13 protein-coding genes are annotated in these 11,986 nt (G+C 68.2%); 9 read left to right on the forward strand and 4 right to left on the reverse strand.

The window, feature by feature from the left end:
• The coding region (gene guaA, locus Q8814_RS20045) for a glutamine-hydrolyzing GMP synthase (protein ID WP_330153753.1) at positions 1-1,131 on the forward strand (1,131 nt) is incomplete at its 5' end.
• Between the two features lie 83 nt (positions 1,132-1,214).
• Here the strand turns inward: guaA and Q8814_RS20050 are convergent.
• Both Q8814_RS20050 and Q8814_RS20055 read right to left on the reverse strand, forming a co-directional pair.
• On the reverse strand, positions 1,215-1,463 hold the full coding sequence (locus tag Q8814_RS20050) for a hypothetical protein (RefSeq protein ID WP_408015947.1): 249 nt from the start codon (positions 1,461-1,463) through the stop codon (positions 1,215-1,217).
• On the reverse strand, positions 1,456-2,847 hold the full coding sequence (locus Q8814_RS20055) for a PspC domain-containing protein (protein WP_330153754.1): 1,392 nt from the start codon (positions 2,845-2,847) through the stop codon (positions 1,456-1,458). The genes Q8814_RS20050 and Q8814_RS20055 overlap by 8 nt, the downstream gene beginning before the upstream one ends.
• A 134-nt stretch (positions 2,848-2,981) precedes the next feature.
• On the opposite strand from Q8814_RS20055, the gene Q8814_RS20060 reads away from it, so the two are divergent.
• The gene (locus Q8814_RS20060; RefSeq protein ID WP_330153755.1) at positions 2,982-4,265 is read left to right on the forward strand and encodes an ATP-binding protein; all 1,284 of its coding nucleotides are present in this window, start codon (positions 2,982-2,984) and stop codon (positions 4,263-4,265) included.
• Complete coding sequence (locus Q8814_RS20065) at positions 4,262-4,948, forward strand: response regulator transcription factor (RefSeq protein WP_330153756.1); 687 nt, start codon at positions 4,262-4,264, stop codon at positions 4,946-4,948. The genes Q8814_RS20060 and Q8814_RS20065 overlap by 4 nt, the downstream gene beginning before the upstream one ends.
• 11 nt (positions 4,949-4,959) lie before the next feature.
• Here Q8814_RS20065 and Q8814_RS20070 read toward each other — a convergent pair whose 3' ends face one another.
• Together Q8814_RS20070 and Q8814_RS20075 are read right to left on the reverse strand one after the other, a co-directional pair.
• Positions 4,960-5,421, reverse strand: a complete 462-nt coding sequence (locus Q8814_RS20070; RefSeq protein WP_330153764.1) for a hypothetical protein — start codon at positions 5,419-5,421, stop codon at positions 4,960-4,962.
• A 98-nt stretch (positions 5,422-5,519) separates the two neighbouring features.
• Positions 5,520-6,749 (reverse strand): serine/threonine-protein kinase, encoded by a 1,230-nt coding sequence (locus Q8814_RS20075; RefSeq protein ID WP_330153757.1) that lies wholly within the window; start codon positions 6,747-6,749, stop codon positions 5,520-5,522.
• A 162-nt stretch (positions 6,750-6,911) separates the two neighbouring features.
• Between Q8814_RS20075 and Q8814_RS20080 the strand changes: the two genes are divergently transcribed.
• From Q8814_RS20080 to Q8814_RS20105, 6 genes are all read left to right on the forward strand, one after another.
• Positions 6,912-7,475: a dihydrofolate reductase family protein gene (locus tag Q8814_RS20080; protein ID WP_330153758.1), complete on the forward strand. Its 564-nt coding sequence runs from the start codon at positions 6,912-6,914 to the stop codon at positions 7,473-7,475.
• Positions 7,476-7,778: 303 nt separating this feature from the next.
• Positions 7,779-8,567 carry a hypothetical protein gene (locus Q8814_RS20085; RefSeq protein WP_330153759.1) on the forward strand — a complete coding sequence of 263 codons (789 nt, stop codon included), beginning with the start codon at positions 7,779-7,781 and terminating at the stop codon, positions 8,565-8,567.
• A 2-nt stretch (positions 8,568-8,569) separates the two neighbouring features.
• Positions 8,570-10,132: a DNA polymerase Y family protein gene (locus tag Q8814_RS20090; protein ID WP_330153765.1), complete on the forward strand. Its 1,563-nt coding sequence runs from the start codon at positions 8,570-8,572 to the stop codon at positions 10,130-10,132.
• A 15-nt stretch (positions 10,133-10,147) separates the two neighbouring features.
• A complete protein-coding gene (locus Q8814_RS20095; RefSeq protein WP_330153760.1) occupies positions 10,148-10,909 on the forward strand; it encodes an alpha/beta fold hydrolase in 762 nt (253 codons plus the stop codon).
• A 127-nt stretch (positions 10,910-11,036) separates the two neighbouring features.
• Positions 11,037-11,456 (forward strand): Hsp20/alpha crystallin family protein, encoded by a 420-nt coding sequence (locus tag Q8814_RS20100; protein ID WP_330153761.1) that lies wholly within the window; start codon positions 11,037-11,039, stop codon positions 11,454-11,456.
• A gap of 94 nt (positions 11,457-11,550) precedes the next feature.
• Positions 11,551-11,986: hypothetical protein (locus Q8814_RS20105; protein WP_330153762.1), on the forward strand; the 436-nt coding region annotated here is incomplete at its 3' end.

The raw sequence follows: 11,986 nt of genomic DNA on the forward strand, positions 1-11,986 counted from the left end.
ACCGCGAGCAGTGTGGGCGCACCCGTCGCCGCGTTCGAGGACCGCGCCCGCCGCCTCGCCGGTGTGCAGTACCACCCCGAAGTCCTGCACTCTCCGCACGGGCAGCAGGTCCTCAGCCGATTCCTGCACGACATCGCCGGGATCCCGGGAAACTGGACGGCCGCGAACATTGCGGACGCGCTCGTCGAACAGGTCCGTGACCAGGTCGGTGAGGGCCGTGCCCTGTGCGGTCTGTCGGGAGGCGTCGATTCCGCCGTCGCGGCAGCGCTCGTGCAGCGCGCCATCGGCGACAGGCTCACCTGCGTCTTCGTCGACCACGGGCTGATGCGCGAGGGCGAACGTCAGCAGGTGGAGAAGGACTTCGTCGCGGCCACCGGTGCCCGTCTCGTCACGGTCGACGCATCGGAAACCTTCCTGCGGGAACTGTCGGGCGTCACCGACCCGGAGACCAAGCGCAAGATCATCGGCCGTGAGTTCATCCGCAGCTTCGAAGGCGCGGTCTCCGAGGTGCTCGGTGAGAGCGCCGAACACGGCGATACCGTCGAGTTCCTGGTCCAGGGCACTTTGTACCCGGACGTCGTCGAGTCCGGTGGAGGTACCGGTACCGCAAATATCAAGAGCCACCACAACGTCGGTGGTCTGCCCGAGGATCTGCAGTTCGAGCTGGTCGAACCGCTGCGTCTGCTGTTCAAGGACGAGGTGCGGGCCGTGGGTCGCGAGTTGGGCCTGCCGGAGGAGATAGTCGGCCGTCAGCCGTTCCCCGGTCCCGGCCTGGGCATCCGCATCATCGGTGAGGTCACGAAGGAACGTCTCGACCTCCTGCGCCAAGCCGATTCCATTGCCCGCGAAGAACTCACCTCCGCCGGTCTGGACGGTCAGATCTGGCAGTGCCCGGTGGTGCTTCTCGCCGATGTACGCAGCGTCGGCGTGCAGGGCGACGGCCGCACGTACGGCCATCCGATCGTGCTCCGTCCGGTGTCCAGTGAAGATGCGATGACCGCGGACTGGACGCGCCTGCCCTACGAAACGCTCGAGCGGATCTCGACGCGCATCACCAACGAGGTGCCCGACGTCAACCGGGTCGTGCTCGACGTGACCAGCAAGCCGCCGGGAACCATCGAATGGGAGTGAGACGCTCGACGTCCTGACCTCTGGACGTCCGGAAACGACAGTGTCCCCGATCGCCGACGCGATCGGGGACACTGCCGTTTCGGTTACCTGCCGCGTCGGCCCGGCAAGAGCACCAGGACGGCTCCGACGAGCACGGCCGCGGCGACGAGCACCCAGCCCACGTCGACGTTCGTGACGAATTCGAGAGAGAACGGTCCGATCAGCGCCCACCCGCTCACTACCAGCGCGGCGAGCGCCGACAACAGCAGGAGCAGGGACGGTCCGCGACGCGAGCGTGTCGGCTCTGTCTCGCCGGGGTCGGACCCGATGTAGTCGGTGTCGAAGTCAGGCACGGTGCACCTCCGTGTTTCCCAATGCGGTGTCGATGTCGATGGTCAGAACAGGCCCACCGGCGCCGTCGGCGCCGCCGTCGAGCCCTTCCGCGGGGCACGGCGCGGCGAACGTTTCGGTGCAGGTGATATCGACGTCCAGGTTCGGCGGAAGGAAGATCTCGGCGTTGCCGAGCCGATTGTCGACACTGATCGTGCGATCCTCCGTGAGTTCGAGACTGCGGAGATCGAGTTGCAGATCGCCCATCTGTACCGCGTACTCCGGTCGGAGTTCGTCGGCCGTGCGCGGGGAGTATTCCTGCCGGCCGGAGGCGTCGAACGTGATCGGTCCGACCAGCGATGTCAGGACCACGAACCCGATCAGCGGCCCGGTGACGACCAGGAGGCCGTAGCCACGGTGGAGGAACGCGCCGAGCAGCAGACCCAGTCCGATCACCGCGAGTGCGATCGCTCCGATCCGGGCCGGGGTCAGCCATGCCGCGTCGGTGGTGAAGGCGACCGCGCCGGCCACCGCCGCGGCCAGTACCGCGAATCCCAGGATCGTGGTGGTCAGACGCGAGTGCTTCGTCTTTTCCGCCGGAACCAGGGGCCGGGCGGGCGTCGGCTCGGGAAGATCCCACGCGAACGGGGCGACGCCCAGTGGGTCCCACGCGGGTGGTGTGGGCCTGTCGGGGAAGTGCTCCGCTGCCACAGGATTCGACGTAAGCGATGTCGGGCCATCCTGGGCGCGAACAGTTTCCGGCATCGCGGCGGCCGTGTCGGACGAGTCGTTCCGCGGCGTCGGCTCCGGTTTCACCCAGAAGTCGGGGTCGCCGGGTGCCGGACCGCTCGGCGGTGCGGGCGTGGCCGAGAACGGCGGCTGAGGGAAGGTGCCGTGGTCGAACGGCGCCTGCGGGAACTGTGGAGGGGCAAACGTGTTCTGCCCGAACATGTATCCGTGCGTGGGAGCCGGCAGGGTCGGCGGTACGGGTCGACGCTGGTACAGCAGCCACAACCCGCCGAGCATCAGGATCATGCTCAACAATCCCGATCCTCCGTAGCCGGCACCTGCCGGACCGACCGCGCTCATCGCGATCGCAAGCGCCACCAGCAACACCACCACCTTGGTGTTCGAATCGGAACTGGTTCCGCGCCCGACGAGCGACTCGATCGGCGACACCTGGTCGCCGTGCCGGGTCAGGAGTACCCAGCCCGCCAGGTACAGCAGGATGCCTGCCCCACCGAAGATGGTCGACACGACGAAGGCGATCCGAACCAGTACCGGATCGACGCCGTAACGCACACCGATGCCCGCACACACTCCGGCGATGTGTCCCTGCTCGGGCAACCGCACCGGCCGGGTACGCCACATGTCCGTCAGCTGTTCGGGGAAGCTCCGCGTGTTCATGGCAACCATCCTCTCGGTCCGCGCTGCATTGCACATCAGGGACGAACCCTGATCTACCGAGCCGTGCGCCGTACGCGGAACTCAGGGTCCGTCCCCGATGTCGAGGGGCCCGCAACCGTGCCAGTATCGAAGATGTGCAGCCTGTACCCGGATTACCCGTGCCCGTCGCCCGCCTCGAACGGCGGGTGGGCGGTCGAGTCGTGGGCGGAGTCGCGGGTGGGCTCGCCGATCACCTCGACACCGATGTGACCAAGGTACGGGTCGCGTTCACGATTCTCGCGGCCCTCGGGGGAGTGGGCATCGTCGCCTACGGACTGCTGTGGATGTTCGTCCCACCGGGCTCGGACACCACCCCACCCCCCGGCACCGAGCGTCGCCGGGCCGTCGGTCTGGCGGTGATGGGGCTCGGACTCGCGATCGGCATGTCGTGGTTGTTCAGCGGAAGCGCCGCGTCGGTCGTTGCGCCGATCATCGTCGTGGCGGTGGGGGCTGCGCTCGTGTGGCGCGAGTTCGACGCCGAGGGGCCCCGTTCGGTGTTCGGCCTGCCCGCCAAGGCGAGCGTCCTGACGTGGGCGCGGGTCCTGGGTGGGCTGACGCTCGTGGTGACAGGTCTCGGCGTGGTGGTACTCGCACAGGTCGACGTTGCGGCGCTGCGCTCGTCGCTGCTCGCCGTGGTGGTCACGTTGCTCGGGGCGGCGCTGCTGTCCGTGCCGCTGTGGATCCGGATGTGGCGTGCACTCGAAGCCGAACGTGCAGCGCGCGTTCGGAACGAGGAACGTGAGGAGATCGCATCACATCTGCACGATTCGGTGCTGCAGACGCTGGCGCTGATTCAGAAGCAGGCCGAACACCCACAGGAAGTGGTGCGGCTCGCCCGAAGTCAGGAACGCGAGTTGCGACGCTGGCTGTTCGGGGGCGACGAAACACCGAGGACCAGCCTCGCGGAAGCCTTGCGCACCATCGCAGGGGAGGTCGAGGACCAGCACGGGGTGTCGGTGGCGCCCGTCGTGGTCGGCGATGTCGCTCCGGACGACGACGATGTGACCACCGAGGCGATCACCGCGATGCTCGGCGCCACCAGGGAAGCGCTGGTCAACGCTGCCAAGCACGCGCAGGTGGACAGTATCGATCTGTTCGCGGAGGTCGAGCCCGACCAGATCAGTGTGTTCGTCCGTGATCGCGGGGTCGGTTTCGACCCCGAAGCTGTACCGGCCGATCGGCAGGGGCTGGCCCGGTCCATCTGCGCGCGGGTCGAGCGCCGCGGAGGCAGCACAGTGGTGAAGTCGGCACCCAGGAAGGGCACCGAGATCCGAATCCACATGCCGCGCTCCGGTCACGAGCACTCGGACGAGACAGAAGAGGAACCGACCCTAGAGTGGGAGGTGTCCGATCCCGACCGCGAGGAGCAACCCCATTGACTTCGACTCCGGCGACACCGCCCGATGTTTCCGAAACCGTGCCTCGTTTCCGTGTCTTTCTGGTCGACGACCATGCGGTGTTCCGGTCGGGGGTACGCGCGGAACTCGGCCGTGAACAGGACATGGAAATCGTCGGGGAGGCCGGCGGTGTCGGGGAGGCGGTCAAGGGCATCGAAGTGACGAACCCCGACGTCGTCCTCCTCGATGTGCACATGCCCGACGGCGGCGGTGTCGCGGTGCTCAGCCGGATACCGCAGGGCCCGGTGTGCTTGGCGCTGAGCGTTTCCGACGCAGCCGAGGATGTGATCGCAGTGATCCGTGCCGGCGCGCGGGGATATGTCACCAAGACGATTTCCGGTTCGGATCTGGCAGATGCGGTACGCCGGGTGGCCGGAGGAGACGCGGTGTTCAGTCCGCGACTGGCCGGGTTCGTGCTCGATTCGTTCACGGGCCGGTCGACGGCTCCGGAGCCGCCGCTCGATCCCGAACTGGATTCGCTGACCCCCCGGGAACTCGAGGTGCTCCGTCTGCTCGCTCGGGGGTACACCTACCGCGAGATCGCGGAAGAGTTGGTGATCTCGGTCAAGACGGTGGAAACCCACGCCTCGAACGTGCTCCGCAAGACGCAGCAGTCCAACCGCAACGCGCTCACCCGATGGGCGCACCGGCGACGTATCGACTGAGCACGCCGGGGTCAGTGGGTGGGCAGGCGCCGGGTGGAGCGTTCGGCTATCGCACCGGCCACGTTCTCGAGACCTGCGAGCACACCTGCCCCGTAGCCGTCGCCGGCCAGTGAACCGGCGTATTCCCGTGCAGTGGTGAGATGTTCGTCGGCGGTCTCGAAGGCGCCGAGGCGGCGGTAGTCGTCGGCGAGATTGAGGTGCAGGGACGGATAGAACCCGCGGATCTGCAGCGATTCGTGATGTTCCCGGACGCGGGAGTCGTCGAGGGCATCGGCGGCGTCGAGTGCGCGGATGTCCCAGGTGAGTGCGAGGGCGGCCTCGTCGTACAGGTCGGCCAGGTAGTGCGCGAGAGCGCAACGATGCAACGGGTCTCCCAGCGGCCCGATCTCGATCCACAGGTCTTCGAGACGCGCGCGGGCTGCGGCGCTGTCGCCGGTGCGGCCGGTGGCGACGGCCTCGGTGATGGCGGACATGATCGGATCGGGCTGTGGTGCGGCCACGGTTGCTCCTTCGGTGCGGTGGGACGCGATGGTCGCATTCGGTACCGACAGGGGAAGCGGGCTCGCAACAGTCAGACGAGCAGAGCGATGACGAGCGCGACGACGAGCGCGACGACGATGATCGCAACCATCGCCGCCATCGCCAACGGCGCGTAGGCCACGAGCCTGTCCTGCGCGGTTTCGGGTAGCGGTCCCCGGGGGAGCAAGCGGTCCAGCAGCCCGCTCGGTCGTGCCGTGGCGGGGCGCTGCGTGTTCCGCGACGAGAACGAACTCGACGCAATCGATCCTGGGCCGGGTGAGGTGGAGGCGGACCCGGCGAGCGGGCGATCACCGAACGAACCGTGATGACGATGGTCGGTGACCGGGGTGGAGCGCTGAGCCCAGTAGGGGATGGAGCCGTCCTCGTCGACGAGGGGGCGGCCTCTCAGTACCTCCGGGTTTCCGCCGGGGCCGAGGACGACCGCGGCGAGACGGTCGCGGGCCTGCGCCATCGTCGGCCGGCGCGACGGATCGGGTTCGAGCATGGACAGTAGAGCGTCGGTGAGGGGCCCGGTACGCGTCGGTGGGATGATTTCGGCGCGAGCAACGCGGTGCAGCAGCTCGATCGAATCGGCTTCGAAGCCGAACGGCGGCAGTCCCTCGATCGCCGTGTAGAGGGTCGCACCGAGGGAGAACACGTCGCTGGCTTCGGTGGGGTCGTTTCCGCGGGCCACCTCGGGGGCGAAATAGGCGGGGGTGCCGATGATCACGCCGGACGGATCGTTGTCGCCCTTCGCTCGGGCGATGCCGAAGTCGCTGATCTTCACCACACCCTGTTCGTGACCGCGCTCGGCGATGAGGATGTTGCCGGGCTTGATGTCGCGGTGCACGATGCCCACCTCGTGGGCGGTGGCGAGTGCGTCGGCGACGTCGGTGCCGATCTGGGCGACGAGGTACGGCGAGAGTGTGTCGACGGCGTTCATCACCTGGGCGAGACTGCGGGACGGCAGGTGCTCCATGACCAGCCACGGTTCGCCGTAGTGAAGCGCGACGTCGTACATCGAGATGGCGTGCTCGTGGGTGAGCTGGGCAGCAACCCGGCCTTCGCGGAGCGCTCGGCGACGAATGTCGGCGGCGGCGGCGGGATCGAGGTCGGCGGTGGAGATCACCTGTTTGACGGCGACGTCCCGGCCGAGCCGGGTGTCGCGGGCGAGCCAGACAGCGCCCATCCCTCCGCCGCCGAGCTTGGAATCGAGCCGATATCGTCCGGCCACCAAGTGATCCGGGCCGACGACCCGCCCTGCTCGTTCGTGTTCTGCCACCTTGACGAGGGTAATCGATCCGGGCCGAGAGATCCGGTCGGGAGGCTGTGAGCTGCGAGGGGGAGTGTTCGGCCCTCGGCGAACTCGGATGTGCCCGACCGATGATTTTTCCGTGCCGTGCTGGTCTGTACACCGAATACCGACTCACGAGAGGGCGGCGTCATGCGCAAACTTACCTTCGGTATGAACCTGAGCCTGGACGGCTACATCGCCGCACCCGGCGACGATATCGGCTGGAGCGTACCGAGCGACGAGCTGTTCCAGTGGTGGTCCGACCGGGTCGGGACGACGGGTCTGGCGCTGTACGGTCGCAGACTGTGGGAGACGATGAGCTCCCACTGGCCGACCGCCGATCAACAGCCTGGCGCCACACCGGCGGAGATCGAGTTCGCCCGCCGCTGGCGGGACATGCCGAAGGTGGTGTTCTCCTCGACGACCGGTACGGTCGACTGGAACACCCGCCTGTTCACCGGCGACGCGGTCGGCGAGATCACCCGGCTCGCGGCCGAAGACGGCGGTCCCATGGACATCGGCGGCGCCACACTCGCCGCGACAGCCATGCGGGCCGGGCTGATCGACGAGTACGTGCTGGCCACCGCGCCGGTCTTGGTGGGCGGCGGCACGCCGTTCTTCACGGCCCTGGACAACTGGGTGAATCTGAAGCTGGTGGAGACCCGGACGTTTCCCGGTGGCGTGGTCCTGACCAGGTATGAGACCAGGCGCTGAGTTCCGCCGGCCGTCCGAGTCCCGAGCGGCTCCGTACGTTCGAACCACTGCAACGCAATCCAATTGAGCGATAGTCGACCCGGCCGACGTCCAGGGCCGAGCGCGGGCCCGTGTGTCGACGTCGAGTTGCTGCTCGTCGCGCCGCCGGGCCCGTGGGCCCGCAGTTCTGCCGTATTCGGATGACTTGACGCCGGGTGTCATGATCAGGTCTACTGGAAAAGTTCGAAAAAACGTTCGAATGTCGGTGTGTGCTGGACCGCGTCTTCCCCGTGGTCGGCAGATCGTGCAAGACACGATCGGCGGATGACAGGGGTGCATGTGGCTGCGGTGTCCGAACTTCCGGTCGATGAACAGGCAGAGCCGACCCGGGCGGAAAGAATCGAGGCGTTGCGGCGGCGGATCGCTGCTGTGCCCGCCCGCGGAGAAGTCTCCCGTCCGGCGCCGGCGCCGGATGCAGCCCAAGGACCGCCCGAACGGTTGCTGCCGCTTCCCCGTCCTCTCGCCGAACTGCTTCCCCACGGGGGCCTCGTGCGCGGCACGGTGGTGTCGGTCTCGGGAGCGACCTCGCTGCTGCTCGGCATGCTCGCGTCGGTGACGGCGGGCGGTGGACACGCGGCCGTGATCGGGCACCGCAGACTCGGTTTGCTCGCTGCCGCCGAGATGGGTGCCCGGCTGTGCCGGCTCGCGGTGATTCCCGATCCCGGTCCCGATCCCGTGGCGATCGCTGCCGTGTTGCTCGACGGCATGGATCTGGTGGTCCTCGGGCTCGGCGGGGCATCGGTTCCGCCGTCCCGCGCGCGGGCCGTCGCGGCGCGGGCCCGCAGCAAAGGTGCCGTGCTGGTGGTTACCGACGGCAGGTGGGACGGCGTACAAGTGCGCCTCGAAGCGCAGGTGAACGGCTACGACGGGTTGGCGGGACCCGGCCGGGGACGGCTGTGCGGTACCCGGTTGTCGGTGCGGGCCCACGGACGTGCCTGTCCGCCGAGAACCACTCGTGCCGACGTGTGTGCCACGCGCGGTGAGGTGACGTGGGCCTCTGACCGGCGGGTGCGGCCCGAGATCGTCTCGGAGCCGGATCGGGTGACGCTGTGAGCATGCGCGAACCGGCGCGCGTGATGGCCTTGTGGTGCCCTGATTGGCCTGCCGTCGCGGCGGCCACGGCGGCAGAGTTGCCGGCAACCACGCCGATCGCGGTGGTATCGGCGAATCGGGTGGTTGCGTGCTCGGCTCGGGCCCGGTCCGCCGGGGTGCGACGAGGCCTGCGCAAACGGGAAGCTCAGGGGAGATGCCCGGAACTTCATGTGGTGCAATCCGATTCCGGACGAGATGCGCGACTGTTCGAGCCGGTGGTGGCGGCGATCGATGCAGCCGCTCCCGGTGTAGAGGTGCTGCGGCCGGGGCTGGTGATTCTCGCTGCGCGCGGGGTCGTCCGATGGTTCGGGTCCGAGACCGTCGCCGCCGAGCGTTTGATCGACGAGGTCGCCGCGACAGGGGTGGAATGTCAGGTCGGTGTGGCCGACGAGTTGTCCACCGCTGTACTCGCGGCTCGGCGCGCAGCGCTGGTGCCCGACGGTGCGGGTGCCGAATTTCTTGCTCCGCTGCCTGTTTCGGAGTTGGCGGTGGAACCCGCCCTGGCCGCGCCGGAACGTTCGGAGCTGGTGGATCTGTTGCATCGGCTCGGCATCCGCACGATCGGGGCGTTCGCAGCGTTGACCCCCACGGATGTGGCTTCGCGGTTCGGCACCGACGCGGTGAGCGCGCACCGGTGTGCACGAGGGCTGCCCGAGCGGCCCCCGTCGGGACGCGGTATCCCTCCGGATCTGGCGGTGGAGCATCACTGCGATCCACCTCTGGAGCGAGTGGATGCGGCGGCATTCGCGGGGAGGGCCCTCGCCGAATTGCTGCACACCCGCCTTGCGGCGGCGGGTGTGGCATGTACCCGGTTGATCGTGGCCGCGCGCACCGGTAACGGCGAGGAACTGGCCAGGACGTGGCGGTGCGCCGAACCGCTGACGCCGGAAGCGACCGCCGACCGGGTGCGTTGGCAGCTGGACGGCTGGCTGACCGGGCGCAGTACCGACCGTCCCACGGCGGGGATCGTGGTGTTGCGGCTCGAACCGGTGGAGGTGGTGGGTTCCGGGGCACTGCAACTGGGGCTGTGGGGTGGCGTCGGCGACGAGGACGAGCGTGCGCGGCGGGCACTGGTGCGAGTGCAGGGTCTGCTGGGCGGTGACGCGGTGCAGGTGGGGGTACTCGGCGGCGGACGCGGCCCGCTGGAGCGAATCACCCTCGTGCCGGTGGGGGAGGAGGCGGTGCCCACATCGGATCCGGACGCCCCCTGGCCGGGACGATTACCGCCACCGGCGCCGGCGATGGTGATGCACGTGCCTCCACCCATCGCGCTGGACGACGATGTGGGGGAGCCGGTGATGGTCACCGAGCGCGGACTGCTCAGCGGTCGGCCGGCGTATCTGCGATGGGGAAGTCGCGGGTGGCCGGTGATCGGATGGGCGGGACCGTGGCCGGTGGACGAGTTCTGGTGGGATCCCGTCGCCGCGCGCTGTGTGGCCCGGATGCAGGTGCTTCTGGACGGGTCGCGGGCGCTGCTGGTGATCCACGGTGCAGACGGCTGGCGGGTGGAGGGGGTCTACGACTGAGTAGGCTCGGTGGTCGTGGAAACCACTGTGCTCAGGGCTGCGCCGAACGGTGTCGCGCTCACCTGGCGGGACACGTCACCGCGTGTGGTGTCGCATCCGGTGCCGGTGCTGCTGGTACACGGTATGGGCGGCGACGGACGGACGTGGGCGCGTTTCACGAAGGTGTTGGCAGGTGCGGGTCGGCGTGTGATCGCTGTGGACCTGCGCGGGCACGGCCGCAGTGCCCGCGCAGGGTCCTACCGGTTAGCGGAATTCGCCGCGGACATCGAGGGGCTCTGTTCCCATCTGGGGCTGAACACAGTCGATCTGGTGGGGCATTCCCTCGGTGGGCACACAGGATCTCTTGTCGCCCAGCGCAATCCGGATCTGGTCCGGCGGCTGGTCCTCGAAGAGGCGCCGCTGCCGCTGCGTGACGGCGAGACGAGGCCGGAGATCCCGGCACATCGGCCGACGCTCGCAGAACTGTGGCACGCCACCAACAGCATGGTTCTCAATCCGCGTGCGGTGATCGCGTTCGACCGGTCGATGACCGACTCCGTGATCGCTCAGTTCCACACGCCCGATCCCTTTTGGTGGCAGGGGGTTCCGCGAGTCGAGGCACGCACGTTGCTGTTGCGCGGTGTTCGTCGCGGCAGCATGGTCGACCCGCACCTTCTCGCGGAGGCGCTGTCGCTGCTTCCCGACGGGCAGGTGCGGGAGATCGCGTGCGGGCACAGCATTCACCGGGACCGCTCCAGGGAATTCGCCGCGGCCGTGCTGCCGTTCCTCACGGACTGACGGCACTTTCGGCCGATGCAGAACCGGCAACCCTTGCGACCGGATTTTCGAATCGGATAAAATCTGTGTCGAGACCACAGAAAATGTGGTGAACAAAAGACAGGTGTGGAGTTGTGGAGGTGGAGAAATGTTGATGCGCACCGATCCGTTCCGCGAACTCGATCGGATGGCACAGCAGATACTCGGCACCACGGCACGACCGGCGTATATGCCGATCGACGCCTGGCGCGACGGCGACAAGTTCATCGTCGAATTCGATCTGCCCGGTGTGAATCCGGACTCCGTCGACCTCGACGTCGAACGCAACGTCCTCACCGTTCGGGCCGAGCGTCCGGTGCGCGAGGGGTCGGAGGAGATGGTCGTCGCCGAACGGCCCCGCGGTGTGTTCAGCCGGCAGTTGTTCCTCGGCGACAACCTCGACACCGGCAGTATCGAGGCACGCTATGCGCACGGGGTTCTGCAGGTGGTCGTTCCGGTCGCCGAGAAGGCCAAACCGCGCAGGATCCCGATCACCGGCGGCTCCGACCGCAAGGCCATCGACGCCTGACCCGACTCGGCGAGCTGCCGGAGTGGCGGCCGGCCCGGGGATGCCCCAGGGCCGGCCGCCACCCCTTCGGGGCCCACTGACCTACGATCGCCCCATGCCACTGTCAGCATCCGACCGGAGACTTTTCGCGACCACCGCGCTGTTCGTCGTCTCGCAGGCGAACATCGCACGGGTCCTCGGTCCTGCCGCGACCACCGTCGGCAGAATCCAGACCACCTTCTCCGCCTCGGCGTACCGGAGGGTTCTCGACAATCTCGGGCCGGAGGACACCGAACGATATCGACGGCACTACTATTGGGATTTCGTGCACCCGTTGACTTTTGCGCTCGCGTTGCGAGCCGGAGGCGAGGCGCTCGCGCAGCATCGGCCGGTGTCGCCGCGCACCCGGCGGATTCTCGCCACGGCACCCGTGCTCGCCGCAGCCGGTGACTACGCGGAGAACATCGCCGGGCTGTATCTCCTGGACCACCGCGACCGCAGCACCGACACGACCGTGCGTGCCGCGACGACTGTCAGTGTCACCAAGTGGG

The organism is Rhodococcus chondri, assembly GCF_036327435.1.
Classification (GTDB): Bacteria; Actinomycetota; Actinomycetes; order Mycobacteriales; family Mycobacteriaceae; genus Rhodococcus; species Rhodococcus chondri.

Bases quoted from the DNA above. Each gene is read 5' to 3' on its own strand.
- Q8814_RS20055 (WP_330153754.1), bottom strand. From the start codon at position 2,847: ATGAACACGCGGAGCTTCCCCGAACAGCTGACGGACATGTGGCGTACC.
- Q8814_RS20070 (WP_330153764.1), bottom strand. From the start codon at position 5,421: ATGTCCGCCATCACCGAGGCCGTCGCCACCGGCCGCACCGGCGACAGC.
- Q8814_RS20080 (WP_330153758.1), top strand. From the start codon at position 6,912: ATGCGCAAACTTACCTTCGGTATGAACCTGAGCCTGGACGGCTACATC.
- Q8814_RS20085 (WP_330153759.1), top strand. From the start codon at position 7,779: ATGACAGGGGTGCATGTGGCTGCGGTGTCCGAACTTCCGGTCGATGAA.
- Q8814_RS20090 (WP_330153765.1), top strand. From the start codon at position 8,570: ATGCGCGAACCGGCGCGCGTGATGGCCTTGTGGTGCCCTGATTGGCCT.
- Q8814_RS20100 (WP_330153761.1), top strand. From the start codon at position 11,037: ATGTTGATGCGCACCGATCCGTTCCGCGAACTCGATCGGATGGCACAG.